The organism is Duffyella sp. Ts4 (assembly GCF_051851875.1).
In the GTDB taxonomy this organism is placed as follows: domain Bacteria; phylum Pseudomonadota; class Gammaproteobacteria; order Enterobacterales; family Enterobacteriaceae; genus Duffyella; species Duffyella gerundensis.
Window position 1 is genome coordinate 85,524 of the sequence record NZ_JBLYPN010000009.1, and the last position, 18,796, is coordinate 104,319.

Sequence of the window (18,796 nt, forward strand, 5' to 3'; positions counted from 1 at the left end):
GATGTTTCCTTACATAGAAGAACGGTATTGTTGCAATATAGTTTCTGCATCACCACTCGCTCTTAATTTGTGATTTTCAATCCAGACGACACGATCGCAGATTTTTTCAATATCACTAAGATTATGACTTACAAATAAAATTGTAACGCCTTTGGCTTTGAAATTGTTTATTGTCTCAATACATTTTTTCTGGAACGCATAATCACCGACTGCCAGAACTTCGTCAATGATGAGAACATCAGGATCAACCTGCGTAATCACTGAGAATCCCAGCTTAGCTAGCATCCCACTTGAATAAACACGAATAGGTTCGTCTATAAACTCGCCTAGTTCGGAAAACTCTATTATTTTGTCTATTCTCTCATTTAATTGCTTACGTCGCAGTCCTAGCAGAGTTGCATTCAGACGAATATTTTCACGGCCCGTAAGTTCCGGGTGAAAACCGCCGCCGAGTTCCAGCATTGAGGCAACCCTGCCGTTGGTTTTGACAATTCCTGAAGTGGGTTTAATGACTCCAGCCACGAGCCCAAGCGAAGTGCTCTTACCAGCACCATTACGGCCGATTAGTGCAACGGATTCGCCTTTATAGACAGTGAAACTTATATCTTCAATTGCCAGATAGCTTCTGCCTGATAGCAGTGTCAACGCACGCTTAGGATTGAAAATAAGCTCTTTTATCCCGGAACCAATATGATGATATAAAGGATAACGCTTGGTAACTGATTTAAATTCTATTGCCACTTCCATTATAAGATCTCTGCAAATCGGAATTTCAATTTATTAAATACCCAAGAGCCGACAATAACTGTGATTACGCCCATCCCATACAATGAGAGAATTTTTTCATAATCAACGTTACCGTTCATAAACAGCTCTCTCCAGCTTAATACCATGTCAGCCAGAGGATTATAATTAACTAACCACTGGTAATTGGCTGGTATCATATCTCCTGCGTATAAAATTGGCGTACAGTAGAAAAGTAACATAATGCCTAGTGTGACAAACCTCTCTAAATCTCTGAAAAAGAGGTTCAGCGTGGACAGGAAGAGCGCTATGCCATAAGAAAATATTAATTGTCCTACACCTATCAGTGGTATCCCATACAACCAGTTCCAATGCGGGGTCATGTCATATATAAATAAAAACACGATAATTACAGGGATGGTACACAAAAAATGCAGGCACTCCATCATGACATTGCTGAAGGGAATAACCGATCTAGGAAAAACTGTTTTTTTAATAATCTGAGCATTTGCAATGAATGAGAACAGTGAGTTAGACGTCGTGCTTGCGAACCATTGCCATGGGAATAATCCGGTTATGATGAATATGGTGTAATTTGGAATCTGAACACGCATGATCAGCTTAAAAATAAAGTAGTAAATCATCGCGAAAAGAAGCGGGTTCGCAATTGACCATAAATATCCAAGGAAACTACTTTTGTATCGGACCTTTAGCTCTTTCTCAGTGATAACTGTAACTAAATCAATGAGATAACCAAAACTATACTTCATAAATTACGCTCTGTTTTCAACTTTTAAAATGATTAATTTATGTTCGCCGGGCGCTTACACCACGCTACCGCCCCTGGCTCAACAGCTACCACAAGACTATTTAGCAGACCAAATTTTTGAATTGTTTCTTTATATTACAGAGAAGAGCTGATTAGATTTGATTAATCATCCCTCTTTGAAAGAAAGACCGATATTAAACCTGCGATATTATCATCTTCCTGAGGCAGTTCAAAGTCTGCGGATTTACATGTTTCATAACGCAAAAAAGCCTGTCTATAGACAGGCTTTTTTGCTACTTCAACGTTTATTTAAACCCATCCGGGTTCTTACTCTGCCAGTTCCACGTATCGCGCATCATCTCATCGATGCCGCGGGTGACGCGCCAGTCGAGCTCGCTGTTCGCCAGTGATGCATCGGCCCAGAACGCAGGCAGGTCGCCGTCACGGCGCGGCTTGATTTCAAACGGAATCGCCTTGCCGGAAGCCTTCTCAAACGCCTTGATCATCTCCAGCACGGAGAAGCCTTTGCCGCCGCCCAGGTTAAAGGCGGTGTAACCTTCCACTTTGCTCAGATGGTCCAGCGCTTTCAGGTGGCCTTCCGCCAGGTCAACCACGTGGATGTAGTCACGCAGGCAGGTGCCGTCTGGCGTATCGTAATCGCCGCCAAACACACCCAGTTTCTCCAGACGGCCAATCGCGACCTGTGCGATGTACGGCAGCAGGTTGTTCGGGATGCCCGTCGGGTCTTCACCGATTTCGCCAGACTCATGGGCCCCAACCGGGTTGAAGTAACGCAGCGCAATCGCTTTAAACTTCGGCTCTGCTTTGGCGAAGTCGCGCATGACGAATTCGGTCATCAGCTTGGAGGTGCCGTACGGACTGGTAGTGCCACCAATCGGGGTGGTCTCAACGTAAGGAACCGGTGCATCTGCGCCGTAGACGGTCGCTGATGAGCTGAAGATGAAGTTCCAGACACCGGCAGCACGCATCTCTTCCAGCAGCACGACAGTGCCCGCAACGTTGTTCTCGTAGTACTCCAGCGGCATACGCGTCGATTCACCCACCGCTTTAAGCGCTGCGAAGTGAATGATGGCTGAAATGCTGTTGGATGCGAACAGTTCACGCAGACAGGCGCGGTCACGGATATCGCCTTCAACGAAGGTCGCTTTTTTACCCGCCAGTTTCTCTACGCGGTTAATCGCTTCGCGAGAGGCATTGCAGAGGTTATCCAGCACCACAACATCATCACCGCGCTGCAGCAGCGCCAGTACCGTGTGCGAGCCGATATAACCCGCTCCGCCGGTTACTAAAATAGCCATGTGAACTCCTTTTTGCCGCACATTCGCGCGGCAATGATTGGTCAGCGTTACTTAGCCAGCAGCTTCTGAATGCCTGCGCGGAATTCGCGACCCTGCGCATTGTTGCGTAAGCCGTAGGTCACAAACGCCTGCATGTAGCCCAGTTTACGGCCACAGTCATAGCTTTTACCGGTCATCAGGCACGCGTCTACTGGCTTACTTTTGCTCAGGCTGGCGATCGCATCCGTTAACTGAATACGGCCCCATACGCCCGGCTCGGTTTTTTCCAGCTCGGCCCAGATATCGGCAGACAGCACGTAACGGCCTACCGCACCAACGTCTGAATCCAGCTCAGAGATATTCTCTGGTTTTTCAATGTAATCAGCAATTGTACCGACATCACCATCATTCTGCAGCGGCTCAGTGGTTTTAATCACTGAATACTCATGCAGATCTTCTTTTGACATCTTGCGAGCAAGAACCTGGCTGTGGCCGGTTTCTTCGAAGCGCGCCACCATGGCAGCCAGGTTGTAACGCAGCGGATCGGTAGCGTTGTCCAGCAGGATATCCGGCAGCACCACCACAAAAGGGTTATCGCCAATCATCGGACGCGCGCACAGAATAGAGTGGCCCAGGCCCAGTGGCTGCGCCTGACGCACGTTCATGATGGTTACGCCCGGAGGACAGATAGACTGCACTTCGCTCAGCAGCTGACGCTTAACGCGGGATTCCAGCAGCGCTTCCAGCTCATAGGTGGTGTCGAAATGGTTTTCCACTGCATTCTTGGAAGCATGAGTGACCAGAACGATTTCCTTGATGCCTGCTGCAACACACTCGTCAATGATGTACTGAATCATTGGCTTATCAACGATTGGCAGCATCTCTTTAGGAATGGCTTTTGTAGCAGGGAGCATATGCATACCGAGACCCGCAACCGGGATAACTGCTTTAAGCTTGGTCATATTTTTTCCATATAAATGAAGTAGAAATGTTCAACGATTATGCATTAAAGAGATGATTCGCAAGTATAATCATAATCTGAAAAGTAGAGGGAGATTGTCGGAAACCGCGCCACGCTAAGCCGTTATTTCTGCGTGAAATTAACGTGTTGGCGGACACCGCAATAAGCCCGCGGTGGAAATAAGAATAGTTCGATATTGGTAAGGTGACGATCAGCTGGATCAAAAGACGATGCTAATAACTGCGTCTGGCAGGCAGTAATATCCGCCCTGCCAGACTAAGGCAAATTATTGGTTATAAATTGCGCGCAGTTTTTCGCGGTAGGATGTTAAGTCATGTTCCGATTTAATGCGTTGAATAGCCGCATTGGCTTTTTCCAGAATTTGATCCGGATTAGCGACAATGTCCATGATGATCGTTTTCAGCTGCTCAATATTACGCTGGCGCAGGCTCAGTTTTTCTTCTTCAGAGCGGATTTCATAATCACGTTCATCGTTCAGGGTATTAACGACCTGCCAGCCCACGCTATCCGGGTTGATTTCAGGCAATGCCCTGACGTTGGTGGTGATGACCGGACATCCGCAGGACTGCATCTCCAGCACTGAGAAACCATAGGTTTCGGCCCAGGTTGGCAGCAGGCCAATATCAGCTTCCTGAAACAGTGCCAGTACGCTTTCGTTCGGCATAAAGCTGTGGTGAGTGAAGATGTCATGTTTAGCAATGGCGGCCAGCGTGCTTTCAGAGAAAGCTTCATCGTCCTGAAACTCGTTCAGCGCATAGTTGTAGGTTTTTTTCAGATCGCCAATCAGCGTTACTTTCACCTGATCGGAACGCAGACGGGACTCTTCAATCAACTCACAAAACGCCTGCACCACTTCCCCGCCACCCTTGCGGAAAAATTCATTGCCGATAAAGACAAAGTGCACAGGGCTTTGCGCATCACGCGGCAGGCGATGCGTGGTATGCAGCTTTTGCGGTGGGTGCATTACCACGGTTTTTTTCAGGATTGCCTGAGAGAGATCGCCATTGTCGAGCAGTAGCTTTTGCTGCATGTGCAGCGCGGCTTTTGACAACGCAATCAACGCCAGACAGTTGTCGGCGGCCAGGTAAGGAACCAATTTTTTCAGATGGTTGATATAATCAGGGCCGTATTTACGTCCCTTTTTCTCAAACAAAATACGTGGTGTATCAGTTTCAAAAGTGGCTAACCATTTTTTATCGGTGATAGCGACATCATTAAAAAGATGAAAAATGTCGACATCCTGATGTCCAGGCGAACAGAGTGGTTTAAAAACGAATACCTTCTTTTTTTTGAGAATTCTCATTGTTAAGAAGTTTATATAAGAATAAATATTTCTATATTTAAAATTTACATATTCGTTATTGGGATCCACTTTTATTGTTCTTTTTTCTGGATAATTATCGTTAGAAATACCCACTCTCATAAAACCACCTCATCAAAAAACATAAGCTCTGAATGATATATAGCTATTTATGTCACATGCCATGCTGTGTACCACAAATATACAAGAGTGCTTTTCAGGGCCATTTTATGCATGACAGGTCTTTGGTCTGTCGCAAGCGCTGGGCGTAACAGAGTGAAACGCCAAATTTTTATCGCTTACAGCATCATCGACTTCAGAATCCCGTCTGCCGTTGCCTGGCTCAAACACGTCCTGCGCCTGTATATCCGGCTTTTCATCCACTGTCCTGGATACGGTCAAAGTTGGTGACAGTGTAGATTAAATAGCATGAAACACTAACAATTCAATCATAAGAATTTTCTCAAATTCATCCCTACCTAAATAGCAGAACACTAAGTAATCAAAGCTATTTTTTGATATTTGCGTCTCAATTAAAATGAACTCTATTTTTCACTGGCCGCTTTTATTTCACAAAAAACGGCAGCCGTGTATTTTTAATCGTTGGAAATAAAAACCACACTTTTCAGATTCCAGAAGATTTGATTAAAAATAGTAAGCGTTCATCGTGCCGACAGGGATAGCAATCATAATAGCCATTACCGGCAGAAAGAATCGGAATGCGTTGAAAGTATCGAACGCCAACAAGATTCAGATTATTGCCACACCTGAAAGCAGCAAGCCAGTGCATCTCCGTATGCAACTGGCCTGCTAAAGCACATTATTAGATTAAATATTTTTCAGGTTTTTAATCTGCGCAGGTGACAGGCTGTTAAGTAAAATGCGCGCTACCTTAGTTTTCTTATACATGAAGTTGAAAACAGTCAGGTTCAGTATCTCAATCAGCAGCAGACTCATTACCGCCCCTTCAATACCATAATGAATGGTCATGAACCAGGTCAAAGGCACACTCAGAATCGCCGAGGCGACCATTTTTTTCATGATGAAAGAGTAACCTTTGGTTTTGATAAGAATGTGATAAACCGCGGAGCCGCACATTCCTAACGTGGTTGATGCCAGGATAATGGGCACAATGCTTACTGCATCACGGTATTTCGCACCATACAAAATATCAATCAGGTAGGGCGAAATCAGCCAGATAGCGACCGAAATGGTGGTGCAGACCAGCAAAATCATCGTGACTAACAAAGAGATATAATCTTCATTTTTCTTCAGATCGTTGATCTGATAGAAACGCGGAATGAAAGATGAAATCAGCGCGACTGGCATGAATGACCATGTACTGGCAATAATCAGTGCGCAGGCGTAGATCCCTGACCAGGCATAGCCCATCACGCTGGCAATGATCATCATGGGGATTTTATTGTAAATGTTGGCAGCCACGCTGGAGACGGCAAATGGGACAGCAGTGCCAACCAGCGCTTTAATTTTCTTCGCCCGCATGGAAGCAAAGACGCTGGACATTTTGTTAATGCGACTGAACGTCAGGTATTTTATGGTTACGGCAATCAATGGGCTAATGATTAGCGGAATGGCGAACCAAAGCACATGCAGCTTGAGTTCAACAAACACCAGACGCAGCACCAGCGCGGTGACAAGGCCAGCAATATTACTGATGGTATTAAGCTTGGAGCGCAGCATATAGTTGTTGATAATTGCAATAAAATCAACAGACAACAGTAGCTGGGAAATCATTACCGCCAGAAAAAGGCCCATTTCCACGCGATCGTGGATTTTCCCGTCAAGCCAGCACCAAATAATAAACAGCAGGGAAAGTACCGTAAAGACCGTGGTACGGATGATGCACATTAATATAGAGCGCATTTCTCCCTGACGGGCATTGTAACTGCCCTTCTTCAGAACTAACGGATCCACGCCCATTGATGAAATGATGTAGATCATCGAAAAAGAGGTGGTTGCCAGCGAAAGCACGCCGTAGTAATAAGGCCCAATGTATTTCGCCATGGCGGCGGTAACGATAAAAACGCCCGCTATCGAGATGATTTTTTCAAGCGCCATCCAGATAGCATTGCGGTAGCGCATATCAATTTTTTTGTACATTTTTACTTCCTGGTAATCTGGTTAAATAAACCGTAGGTATGAGTAACGAGTAAAATGTACAGGAGTGATTCTTTTACAGACGTTAACGGAAAAACAGGAATATTAAGTTTTTTATGCTCATTAACATAATACTTATAAACGTTTTTTTCTTTCAGCTTGATTCTTTTTACGGTCATCGCATTAATATGATGTTTCTTTTCTGGCCGCGTATTTTTGACTTTATCCAGGCTGGCAATATTTTTTAAATTAGCCTTGGTCATATCGGCGATTTTGCCCGGCGATTCTACCGTACTCAGCGTATCGGATAGATAGCGATTGTGCTGATAAATAGACCAGGTGCCCATATGCACTTTTGGATCGCGGCTCAGCACATCAAGGACAAAACAGCGATCTTCTGAATGATGCATGGTTTCATCAAAGCGAAATTCGCCAATGGCACTGCGTTTGAAAAAGCGGTTCCATACGGTATTCAGACAGTTATTATTGCCAAAATAGTTAAAATCTTGCAAAAACTGTGCGCTGCTCATCTGGCCAGTCGGTGAGAATTTTTTCTCTTCGGCACGATTTTCCCAGGTAAAAAACAGTCGATAAGGAAACACTAACATTTCAGCATCCAGCGTTCCCAGCTCATTGACTGCCTTAGCAGCGTCGGGCAGGATCAAGTCATCCGGATCGCAGAACCAGACGTAATCGGACGAAGCATGCTCCAGCCCTTCATTACGAGCGGAAGAGACACCGCCATTTATCTTATTAATCAGATAAAAATTATCGACGGCCAGTTCGGTAATTTTGGTCTGAATGCTATTTGCACTGTCATCAGTGGAACCATCATTGACCAAAATGATATTCACTTTATCAGCAGGTAGCACCATTGCCGATTGTATAAAGTCTTTCACCAAATCCTGTTTGTTATAAACAGGACAAATAATATCAAGTTTCTTTTGTGGAATATTCATGCGTTTTACTCGGTTAAAATTTAAGTCAGCCGATCCCTGCTTTACACACGATCAAGATAATGCTGTGAGAGGAGGTTTTTGAGCCACAGCCCGGCAGCTTAAGGGCTACCGGACCATAAAGCCGAGTGGTTATTTAATCGCGTAATAAGGCATCGCAACCTGCTTGCCATTAATGACAACGGAGATGTAGCCTTCGACTTTATCGGTATTAACCTGTTCAGGACGAAGGGCACGCGACTCCATCAGCACATCGCCTTGCTCATTCGCGCCAAAACCTGCTTTACCGTTGTGGACGGAAAAGCGCTGCAGGGCTTTGTGGGTGCTGGCACCGGCAGGCTGACTGACAAACTTCATCGTGCTGTCAAAACGGGCACAGCGGCCAACCATAAAGCGATCTTTCGCCGTGGTTTTCATTAGCACACCGGCGGAAGCGAGCCAGCCGGCGAGTTTAATGAAGACACGCGCATCGGTGTCATAAGGTGCATCGACCATCACATCGACAATCGGGCTGACGCCTTCAGCATGCCAACTCGCTTCTGCCTTCTGCGTTTTGCGCTGCAGGCTGATGATCGCTTTGCCACCGGTGGTTTTACCGCCGGTAACATCGCTCAACACCTGTTGGTCAGTACCTTTGTTGTAAGAAGATTGACCGAAAATCTCAATCTCCCAACAGTCGCCGACATCCGGGCTATACAGATTACCCAGCTCAAACCATTTTTCCTGATTTGAGTTGTTTTCGATGCGAAAACGCGAGGTCAGATAGTTATATTTCATGCTGCCATCAACGGCAACACCGTAGGATTCAACGCGTGTGGACCCACGTTCCCATGCGCTCAGCCACTCTTCGCCGGTGTGTGAGTTATCAATTTTGCTGCCAACCTGCAGGTTGGTCTGGCGCGTATTCAGGCGTGAATGATGCGCCAGCAGAGGGTTTTTACAACCTTCCATACTCAGCGCATCAATGATCCACTGGCCATTAGAAATATCGCCCGGATTTTCAGTATGCTCAATCCAGCCATTATGGATAATTGACTGGGTCGCACGCGGCAGGTTTAGCACCATACCGCCGCTGCAGTTTTGGGCATTGAAGTTAGAGAGTTCAATGGCGGTACTGTGGTCCCAACTGCCCTGCTTTCTGCCAGACCACGCGGATTTGATCACGTCGCCGGTACAGCGTGAGGCGTACCACTGGTCAATTTTGCAGTCGAGCGTATCCAGCATGCTTAGCGCGGTGCCGCCAACAAAATTGAAACGCAGGCAGGCTCCACGGAAGAACTGACCGCCGGCACAGGTATTTTCGAAAAAGCCCTGTTTGTTAGGGTTTTTGTTCACCTGACCATCAAACACCAGGCTACTCAACTCGACGCGGCGTGCGTTCACCTTAAAGATGAACGCCGATTTGCCATTCGACACAATGGTCGTTGCCGGGAAGTAACCAAAGTTAACCATGGCGCCAGACACCCGGAAAAAGCCGGTCTCTTTCTCACCAAAATCACAGCCGGACACAAAGAACTTACCTGCGGGAAACTGCACGCAGATCTGCTGGTTAGCGTCCTGTGACCACTGATACATCGCCATGATAATCGGCGCCGTATCGGTTTCACCGTCAGCAATCGCACCGAAATCAAACAACGTCAGGCGGTTATAATCTTCCACCACACGACGCCAGTGGAAATCGCTGCCGCTGCTGAAGATTACGCCGCCGTTGTCTTTAGCCGCGGTAAAGCTGCCAACAAACTCGCCGCCGCCGACTTCCAGGCCTTCATGCCAGCTTTTCAGCTTGATTTTGGCGCCTTCAAACAGTGGGCGTGTTTTACGCAGCTGCTCAACCGAGGGAATCTCTCCGATCAGTTGATAGCCCGTTGGCTGCGCCAGACGCTGGCTAAAGTCAGCGCTGCTCGGACGAGAGACATCAGGCATAAAGAACAGCTGCTCGCCGTTGTCATCATAGACCGCCATCGAATGGGACGGGTTGGCGATTAACGCCGCGTTATCCGCAATGAACTGATCGAAATTGCCGCGATTCAGCGTGATGGGCTGCTGAATTTCAGAGACTTTACCGTCGGCATTGCGCAGGAAAACCGGAATAGTATTGCCGCTTTTGGTCGGATCCACGCCCGCTTTGCCAATCCACAGTTTACCCTGGAAGTTGTGCCAGAACTGCGGCGGCATGGTATAGACGTTTTCCGGCGTCAAAATAGGAACATCCGCTGGCGGAATATCTTTTGGATTCACATCTTTCAGGTTTAACGTGCCGGATCCGCTCTTCGCGGCATAGCTGGAGAACGTGCTGACGGAAACGGCGGCTACAATTGATGACACCGCTGTTTGCAATACTTCTCTTCTTTTCATTCGTTCAATCCCGTGGTCAATTTTACCCATTAGCAGGCGAGAAACAGTTTCCCAGAGGGGTTTATACCAATGACAGCCAACGCTGCTTAATGGTTGCGCCGTCGAACTTCAGCGCGGTGGCCTGAGTATTGGCGCTCATGGCATAGAAGAGCGCGTCATCGTGGGCCAGTTGATTCATTTTTTCGATAAAGGTCTGCTTGTCGTTCATCGCCACCAGGAAACCATCCTGCTGGTCGTTGATGATTTCCTGCGGGCCAGTCGGACAGTCGTAGGCAACCACCGGCAGTGACCAGGATTTTGCTTCCAGCAGCACCAGCGGCAAGCCTTCGTAGCGCGAGGTCATCAGCGCCATGTCGCTGTCGCGATAGTAATCATTGATATTGGACACCTTGCCGACAAAGTTCACGCTGTTGCTGATGCCCAGCGTTTTCGCCTGCTGTTCCAGCGCCTGACGTAGCTCGCCATCACCGGCAATCACCAGTTTCCATTCCGGATTGGTGCTGACAAAGCCCTGCCAGACGTCGAGCAGGAGATCGAAGCCTTTCTGGTGATCCAGTCGGCCTACCGCCAGCGCCTGGCGATGACGCTGGGTGCGCTGATAGTTTTTGTATACCACCGGATTAGGGATAGCGGTACTGCTGATATGCCAGTTGGAGAACACCTGATGATCTTTATCGGTCAGTACGATGACTTGATCGTAGTAGCGCAACATCAGGTATTTCAGGCACTGAATCGGCTTGCTGAATGATTTGATGGCGATATGTTCGCAGGCGTAGGTTTTGGCGCGTTTTTTCTTCAGTGACAGCATGCTCCACAGCGCAAACATCACGCTAAGGCGTCCCATGCTGATCAGGAAAACGGCATCAAAATCCTGCTGCTGAATACGCTGAACCGCCGCTTTAATCGGGTTAGATTGCCCCTCAAAGCTCAGGATCTCTTTAACCTGACTGAACGGATAAAAGGTCTTTCCGCTGCCTTCCAGAGAATAGATGGAAACCTGATGCGCTTCGCCAAGGCACTCTGACATGAAGTTGCAGATATTTTCTGTGCCTGCGTAGGAATAAGCGTCTTTAATGACCAGCACGACTCTTTTCATCGTTACTCTGTCCACCTCAATTGCGTTCAAAAACAAAGAAGGCCGTTTCCGGCCCACAAAAATTTACCGATGCTTCAACGTGAACAGTACGCCGTTAACCATATACCAGACGTAATAGTAATATACTTTTAACGGGTTGTTTTTATAGATAATTCTTAATAGTTCCAGATGCCATTTCGCGGCTTTATTTTTATTACGCGACAGGGAATCGCCCAGTTCGTAATAGTTCACGAGGATCTTTTCAATCACGCGTACCTGTTTGTAGCGGGTAAACAGCTCATACAAAAACAGGAAGTCTTCGTGACCTTTGCGCTGGAAGAAAATGCCCTGTGGCGGCCGTCGAAAGCAGACCGAAGAGAAACAGACGCGATACTGCTTCTTCACAAAGCTGTCCTGCTGCAGGTAAGGCTTCGACCAGGTGATATCGTGATCGGCGCTTTTGGTTTTGTAGTGATAATGCGAAATCACAAAGTCGTCGCCGGCAGCGATGGCCGCTGTCTGCAGTGCCAGTTTATCTTTGTGCCACTCATCGTCGCTGTCGAGAAAGGCGATGATCTCTTCTGTCGCCGCACGCAGGCCGACATTGCGGGTTTCTGCCGCACCCATGTTGACGTCGTTATCGAGGATGGTGATGCGCGCGTCCTGACAGTGTTCGCGCACGAAGGCCAGCGAATCATCGGTCGATTTATCATTCACCAGATAGATGTGCCAGTCCGGATAAGTTTGATCAATGACGGATTGTACCGCGCGCAGGATGGTCTGCCGCGCATTGTACATTGGGATGATAATGCCAACTGTACCAACGTGATTGTTCATCTGAGTACCTGAATTAAAAGAGTGCCAAAAAAATTGCTCCGTAAACGGAGCAATTGAAATCAGAAGAGGCGATACACCGCGGCTAAACTCCAGCCGGTGACCGACTGCGGTGAGAGAATGGTGTTGTATGCTAAGTAGTAGGTTGCCATGCCGCCGAGTAGCGCTACGTTGAGCGCCAGATTGCGTATTCGCATCATCAACAGGGCGAGCAGCAACGGTTCCGCATGCAGAAACAGGTTACCTACCCTGCCGCCCAGGATGGCGAAGTCGGAGAACACCATACGCACCGCCGCACCAATGGCGTAGGCGATCAACAGCAGATACGGCAGCCGATCTTCTTTCTGTATCGCGTTTTTACCCCAGTACACCACCATAAAAAACACAATGAAGGCGATGTTTTTCAGGTTGGCGAGGCTGATAACCGGTGAATTGTTATCGAAGGTCGTACCGACGTAACTGGTGGCACGGTCGCCCACCACCGGCACAATCCCCAGCGAATCAAGAAAGAGCTTCTTACCACCAATAAAGCCGAGTGGAATTGCCAGGAACACCATCAGCAACGGCCAGTATTTACGCTGCGGCAGAAACAGAAACGGAATCACCATCACCAGCGCATAACCGGTGGAGTGAGACTGGGTGCTCAGCACCAGCATCACCGCTGACCAGATAAATTTGCGATTCACTGCCAGCAGAATGCTGGCGATAGCAAACGCGCTACAGAGTCCGAATCGAATCTGGTTCATGTCTTTGTTAATGAACAGGTGCGTTGAATAGAGGCACAATGAACAGAGAATCAACGGCGAATATTTTTTATAACACCAGGCATTCGTGCTGACGGCAACGATCGCCACGAACAGCAGAAAATAGTAACTCTCTTTAGTAAAGAGCGATAACAGGCCGGCTAATAAGGTAAAGAAATTCTCATAACGATAAATCTGGGCAACAGTTGAGAAATCACTGATATGCACCTGATTAGCAAGATCGTGAAAAAAGCCCAGATATTGCCAGTCATCGATACCGCTGCCAGGTCCGCGCATACCGGCAAAACAGATCAGCAACACGGTGAAAATAAAGAACAAGTAGTTCACCATGGAGCGCGTTTTTACTTCCCGAAGCTGGTTTATTGCTGCCAGTTCAAACACACAAAAAACTAAAATTGTGTAGCTAATAATCCAATAAATCGCCATTCACTTTCCCACCGGATGGTTACCCGTTATAACTGATGCTGCCACAACGATACGGTCGCCCGTTAGCCGGGTTCGCTTCCCGTCTCGTCGAACGGCAACACCAACTATGTTGGCTATATATTTTTAGCGATAACCTTATTTCCCGGCAAAACGCCCTTTAACCTTATCTTTCAGGCGATTGATAAAATAGGTACGGTTATCTTTATTCGTTAAGAAGAAATAGCGAGCAAAACTGACGCTGGCGAGCAGCGACTTGCCATCCATTTTGTATCTCAACGGTAATTTATAGGCTTTATACGTATGAATATCGCGCTGTGTCAGATGTGGCTTCATGCTGTCCAGCCAGAAATGAGAATACTTAACGGATTCTCCTTTGTGTTTGGAGCCAAAGGTGGTGATCAGATGATAGTTAGTCAGCGGCTGGTCAATCATGAAAAATTCAAAGCCAAGGCGATCGGCACGAATGCAGAAATCATAATCCTGATGGCGCACATAGCGCGTATCAAACTTAATCTCAGCGGCGTATTCGCGTTTCAGCACGATGGTGCTGGTCTGGATAAAGCCGTAACAGCCAAACAGATACTCTGCCACGGTTTCGCCTTTGGCCACCGGCTGCATCGGCATCACCTTAAGAAAGCTGCCGTCCTGGATAATGTTCACCTGGCTAAAAATCACGTAGCGACTTTTGCCCTGCGCTTCCAGTTCTTCGATTTTCTTTGCCGCGATCATCAGTTTGTCAGCGCGCCACTCGTCGTCTGCGTCGAGAAAGCTAATGAAATCACCGGTGGCTAAATCGATGCCTTTGTTACGCGCACCTGCACCGTTGAGTTTCTCCTGGGATAACACCAGGTTGATGTTCAGGTCACGATAACGTTCGCCCTGCACCACTGCCGCCAGCGCTTCAGCATCATTCGATTTGTCATCAATGATGATGACTTCAAAGTTGCGGTAGGTTTGCGCCGCCACGCAGTCAAGCGTGGTAATAATCGATTCAGAGGCGTTGTACGCCGGGATTACGATTGAAAAGCGGATATCCTTCATTGCCTGGCACCTTTTTAACGTCAAAATAAAAGGGTTACATAACGCATGTGCAAAAACAGAGGGAACCTGCCCGCCAGTGGCAGAAAAGGTTCCCTGTGCAGTTCTTAGCTTTTAGCGTTTTTGTAGCTGTAATCGTAATAGTCGTAACCATGGCCGTAAGCGTTAGACGCTTTACGCACCACTGCGTTAAGAATCACACCTTTAATTTCAATGCCATTCTGTGCAAAGCGCTTGTAGCTGACATCCAGCTCTTTAGTGGTGTTGCCTTCAAAACGCGCCACCATCAGCGACGTGCCGGCCAGCTTACCGATAATTGACGCATCGGTTACCGCGAGGATTGGTGGCGTATCGATCAGCACCAGATCGTAGTTCTCGCTCGCCCATTCCAGCAGTTCCTGCATACGACGATGCATTAACAGCTCAGATGGGTTTGGCGGAACCTGACCGCGTGGCAGGAAGTCAAAACCGTATTCGCCGCGCTGAATCAACGCAGGGGTAAACGGTGTCTGGCCAGAAAGCACGCTGGACAGGCCCTGCTTGTTCTCTGCGCCCAACAGTTCGTGCGTATAACCACGACGCATATCGCCATCGATAAACAACACTTTCTGTCCCGCTTTAGCAATCAACGCCGCCAGGTTAGAACAGATAAAGGTTTTACCGATGCCTGGGCTGGCGCCGGTGATCATCAGGATGTTGTTCTTCGCTTCCATCATCGCAAAGTGCAGGCTGGTACGCAGGCTACGAATTGATTCGATGGTCAGGTCAGTCGGGTTACCCAGTGCCAACAGCGTGTTGTGCGGATCGGCTTTAACTTTGCTGCCGCCGCGCGCCAGCGCTTCAGTATCTTTCTTACGCTGCCATTCAGATAGCGGCACGCTGGCATAGACGTTCATGCCCAGCTCTTCCAGCTGCTCAGGGTTTTCAATGCCGTGATGGAACATCGCTTTCAACAGCACCAGGCCAACGGAAAGCACCAGACCGGCCAGCAGGCTGGCAAGAATGATCAGCGATTTCTTCGGCGCAATAGGCATTCCCGCCGTTTCTGCGCTGTCGATGATACGCACATCACCCACGGTTGAGGCTTTGCTGATGTTCAGCTCTTGCTGACGATTCAGTAACTGAACGTAGATTTCCTGTTCAGACTGCGCGTCACGCGTCAGGCGTAAAATTTCCTGCTGCGTTTTTGGCATCTGCGAAATACGTGTATTCAGCTTCTTCTGCTCATCAACCAGTGTCTGACGTTTTTCCAGCAGCGCACGGTAGGTTGGGTGATCTTTAGTATAGAGCTGTGAAACTTCAGCTTCACGGAAGGTCAGTTCATTCAACTGCGTCTGCACGCTCACGGAAGAGTCCAGCGCCGCTTTCGCTTCCAGTGACATATCAACCGAGTCATTCTGACGGCGATACTGATTCAGCTTGTCTTCTGCTGCGTCCAGTTTGGCACGAACGGCCGGCACCTGAACCTGCAGGAACTCAAGGCTCTTCTGCGCTTCTTCTGATTTACGCTGTACGTTCTGCAGCAGATAGTTTTCAACGATACTCTGCAGTACGTTACTGATTAATACCGGGTCTTCACCGGTGTAGCTCAGTCCCAGCACGCCGGTGTCTTTACCTTTATCGGCTACAGACAGGTTGCTGGTGATCATTTTGATCGCCTGCAGGTTAGTCAGCTTGGTCACCTTGAAGCTGGTGCCCTCTTCCGCTTTGATATCGCTGACCAGCATGGTGACATCACCGTGCTGCTCCAGCTGGCCGACTTTACCTTTGAACAGTTCATCACCGTTGAAAGAGACGCTGTAGCTGTCCGGGCCTTCTACTTCTACTTTCACTGCTCGCGGTTCAAAGCTGCGTGGCAGATCGAAACGAGAAATCGCGATCTGTGCAGGCTTGTTACCCATCAGTCGTGCCAGGCCTTTGCCAATCACCGGCAGATATTCCTGCTCGATCATGGTATCCAGACCTAAATCTTTGACCGTTTTACCAATCACCATACGTGAGTTGATAATTTCCACTTCGGTTGCAGAAAGCGGCTGTGAATCTGGCAGCATTGACTGCAGGTCGTTCAGTACGGTATTGGCGTTTTTGCTTTCTACCTGTACCAGCGCATCGGCGTTATAGATTGGCGTTGCGAACAGGCTGTAAAGGGTACCCATCAGCATAAAGAAAGCCGTAACGGCCACTATTACCCAGCGATGGTCAATCAGTTGTCCCACAAGGTGCGCCAGATCTAATCCACCCGATTCCTCTTTCGGCGCACTCAAAACCTTATTTTTTGTTTTCATGGATAATCTCAGCTATCGGCTTAATACGTTCACCCATTTCTGGGTAGCGTTGTCCAGTAATTCATAGACCGCAACAAAAGCCTCCCGGCTTTTGCGAAAGGGATCGGCGATTTCTCGCTGGTTGAGCCAGTGCCCTATCAGCATCGTCTTGCCACGTGCGGCCGGATCGATCCGATTCACCTGTTCAATCTGATCTTTTTCCATTACCAGGATGAGATCGAACTGGCGGCACAGACTCGAGGTCAGCTGCTGCGCTTCATGGCCTGCCAGCGACAGACCATTTTCTTCAGCAACATCGCAGGCGGTGGCGTCAGCGGCATGACCTTTCAGCGCGCTGAGGCCCGCTGAAACGATCTTTTTATCCGGTAACGCCCGCTTTAACAGCCGTTCAGCAGTCGGTGAACGGCAGATGTTGCCAACGCAAACTACGAGGACAGAGTTAATCATCGTTACAACCCGCTTATCAGTAGGTGCGGATACGACTGATGCTCGACGTAATGTCATCAACGCCAGAGATGGTCGGCAGAAGCTGCGAAATCACGCGGTTCCAACGAGTCAGAGGTGTTGAGGTAACATAAACGATGTCATACGGCTCCAGCTGGAACTCGGTGCCCATGACCATCGCGGCGGCATCTTTGGTATTCAACTGATAGATGTTGGCGATTTTGGTGCGGTTGCTGCCTTTAATCGGACGGATAACAAATACGCCGGTGGCGTCAGCTAAGGTCTGATCGATGCCCTGCGCGCTACCCAGTGCTTCTGCCAGCGTCATGCCGCTGCGATCCATCTTCAGGGTGGTCTGCTGCTTCACTTCACCCATGACGAAGATTTTCAGGTCATCGTTACGTGGAACAAACAGAATGTCGCCGTTATAGAGCAGGTGGTTCTGGCTCAGGTCACCATTTTGCATCAGCGCTTGCAGCGAAATACGCTGCTCCTGACCGTTATGGGTCAGAATCACGTTACGCCAGTCAGCATCAGCGGCCAGACCGCCCGCGGCGTTAACGGCGTCCAGAACGGTCAACGGCACGTTAGTGATCGGTTGCTGACCAGAGGTGGTCACAGAACCGGTCACGTAGGCTTTCTGCGAACGGAACGACGCCAGGCTGACATCAACCTGCGGGCTTTCGATAAACTGTGCCAGGCGACGAGCGATTTCTGTACGCACGTCAGTCACGGTACGGCCCATCACGCGAACTTTGCCGATGTAAGGATAGAAAATGGTGCCATCAGCATGTACCCAGTTACCGGTATCGCTGGCGCTACGATACTGACCTGCTGGCGTGGTTAACTCTGGGTGATCCCAGACGGTAACGTTGATCACGTCGCCTACACCAATGCGGTATTCGTAGTTCTGAAGTTCCAGCTGCAGGCCGGGATTGTTTTGCGCAACCACTGGACGTGGACGCATAGATTCCACCAGACGCGGTGTCATCGGAAAGACGTTAACGTATTTATCAATATCGAAGTTGCTGTCTTGCTGCTGTATGACATCTTTACCACTGGTTGAAAGGTGCTGACCTGGTTCGATTGTGCACCCTGACAAAAAAGTGGCGGATACCAAAAGAGGTATCAATTTAGTTTTGATTGTAATCATCTAGAATCATCGCTATCAGTAATTTGATTGATAGTGGCGAGAACGCCGCTGTGTTAGCGTCAAATGAGTATGCTTATCCACTCATACCCTGAAAAAGTGGGTCATTATCATTCGCTCCCTGGCTTTTTTACATTGTCGTCACGGAAAATGCCGACACTATAAGAGCACATTATTTTTAGTTTGTGAGAAAATAATGTCTTTTCGGTATTCCGAGAACTCCAGCTCCTGCCAAAGACATTCCCAACACGGCTTACG

General features: G+C 48.3%; 15 protein-coding genes. All 15 read right to left on the minus strand.

Features of this window, described 5'->3' with window-relative positions; translation table 11 throughout:
• Positions 1 to 9: 9 nt before the first annotated feature.
• The 15 genes from ACJY2L_RS14235 to ACJY2L_RS14305 all read right to left on the minus strand — a co-directional run bounded on the left by ACJY2L_RS14235 (position 10) and on the right by ACJY2L_RS14305 (position 18,541).
• Positions 10 to 747: an ABC transporter ATP-binding protein gene (locus ACJY2L_RS14235; protein ID WP_439212364.1), complete on the minus strand. Its 738-nt coding sequence runs from the start codon at positions 745 to 747 to the stop codon at positions 10 to 12.
• Positions 747 to 1,514 carry an ABC transporter permease gene (locus ACJY2L_RS14240; protein WP_439212365.1) on the minus strand — a complete coding sequence of 256 codons (768 nt, stop codon included), beginning with the start codon at positions 1,512 to 1,514 and terminating at the stop codon, positions 747 to 749. Before ACJY2L_RS14240 ends, ACJY2L_RS14235 begins: the two co-directional genes overlap by 1 nt.
• A 304-nt stretch (positions 1,515 to 1,818) precedes the next feature.
• Complete coding sequence (galE, locus tag ACJY2L_RS14245; RefSeq protein WP_439212366.1) at positions 1,819 to 2,832, minus strand: UDP-glucose 4-epimerase GalE; 1,014 nt, start codon at positions 2,830 to 2,832, stop codon at positions 1,819 to 1,821.
• A gap of 47 nt (positions 2,833 to 2,879) precedes the next feature.
• Positions 2,880 to 3,773: a UTP--glucose-1-phosphate uridylyltransferase GalF gene (gene galF, locus ACJY2L_RS14250; protein WP_439212367.1), complete on the minus strand. Its 894-nt coding sequence runs from the start codon at positions 3,771 to 3,773 to the stop codon at positions 2,880 to 2,882.
• 285 nt (positions 3,774 to 4,058) lie between these two features.
• Positions 4,059 to 5,216: a glycosyltransferase family 4 protein gene (locus ACJY2L_RS14255; protein WP_439212368.1), complete on the minus strand. Its 1,158-nt coding sequence runs from the start codon at positions 5,214 to 5,216 to the stop codon at positions 4,059 to 4,061.
• 705 nt (positions 5,217 to 5,921) lie between these two features.
• Positions 5,922 to 7,214, minus strand: coding sequence for an oligosaccharide flippase family protein (locus ACJY2L_RS14260; protein WP_439212369.1), 1,293 nt, complete (start codon positions 7,212 to 7,214; stop codon positions 5,922 to 5,924).
• A gap of 2 nt (positions 7,215 to 7,216) precedes the next feature.
• A complete protein-coding gene (locus ACJY2L_RS14265; protein ID WP_439212370.1) occupies positions 7,217 to 8,170 on the minus strand; it encodes a glycosyltransferase family 2 protein in 954 nt (317 codons plus the stop codon).
• A gap of 129 nt (positions 8,171 to 8,299) precedes the next feature.
• Positions 8,300 to 10,522, minus strand: a complete 2,223-nt coding sequence (locus tag ACJY2L_RS14270; protein WP_439212371.1) for a phage tailspike protein — start codon at positions 10,520 to 10,522, stop codon at positions 8,300 to 8,302.
• 61 nt (positions 10,523 to 10,583) lie between these two features.
• Positions 10,584 to 11,618 carry a glycosyltransferase gene (locus tag ACJY2L_RS14275; protein ID WP_439212372.1) on the minus strand — a complete coding sequence of 345 codons (1,035 nt, stop codon included), beginning with the start codon at positions 11,616 to 11,618 and terminating at the stop codon, positions 10,584 to 10,586.
• A 63-nt stretch (positions 11,619 to 11,681) separates the two neighbouring features.
• The gene (locus ACJY2L_RS14280; protein ID WP_067432087.1) at positions 11,682 to 12,434 is read right to left on the minus strand and encodes a glycosyltransferase family 2 protein; all 753 of its coding nucleotides are present in this window, start codon (positions 12,432 to 12,434) and stop codon (positions 11,682 to 11,684) included.
• A gap of 59 nt (positions 12,435 to 12,493) precedes the next feature.
• The gene (locus ACJY2L_RS14285) at positions 12,494 to 13,525 is read right to left on the minus strand and encodes an EpsG family protein (RefSeq protein WP_262411327.1); all 1,032 of its coding nucleotides are present in this window, start codon (positions 13,523 to 13,525) and stop codon (positions 12,494 to 12,496) included.
• Positions 13,526 to 13,756: 231 nt separating this feature from the next.
• Positions 13,757 to 14,662, minus strand: a complete 906-nt coding sequence (locus ACJY2L_RS14290) for a glycosyltransferase family 2 protein (RefSeq protein WP_067432092.1) — start codon at positions 14,660 to 14,662, stop codon at positions 13,757 to 13,759.
• Positions 14,663 to 14,766: 104 nt separating this feature from the next.
• Positions 14,767 to 16,944 carry a tyrosine-protein kinase Wzc gene (gene wzc / locus ACJY2L_RS14295; protein ID WP_067432095.1) on the minus strand — a complete coding sequence of 726 codons (2,178 nt, stop codon included), beginning with the start codon at positions 16,942 to 16,944 and terminating at the stop codon, positions 14,767 to 14,769.
• Between the two features lie 12 nt (positions 16,945 to 16,956).
• Complete coding sequence (locus tag ACJY2L_RS14300) at positions 16,957 to 17,391, minus strand: arsenate reductase/protein-tyrosine-phosphatase family protein (RefSeq protein ID WP_439212373.1); 435 nt, start codon at positions 17,389 to 17,391, stop codon at positions 16,957 to 16,959.
• Positions 17,392 to 17,407: 16 nt separating this feature from the next.
• Positions 17,408 to 18,541: a polysaccharide export protein gene (locus ACJY2L_RS14305; protein ID WP_067432097.1), complete on the minus strand. Its 1,134-nt coding sequence runs from the start codon at positions 18,539 to 18,541 to the stop codon at positions 17,408 to 17,410.
• Positions 18,542 to 18,796 lie beyond the last annotated feature (255 nt).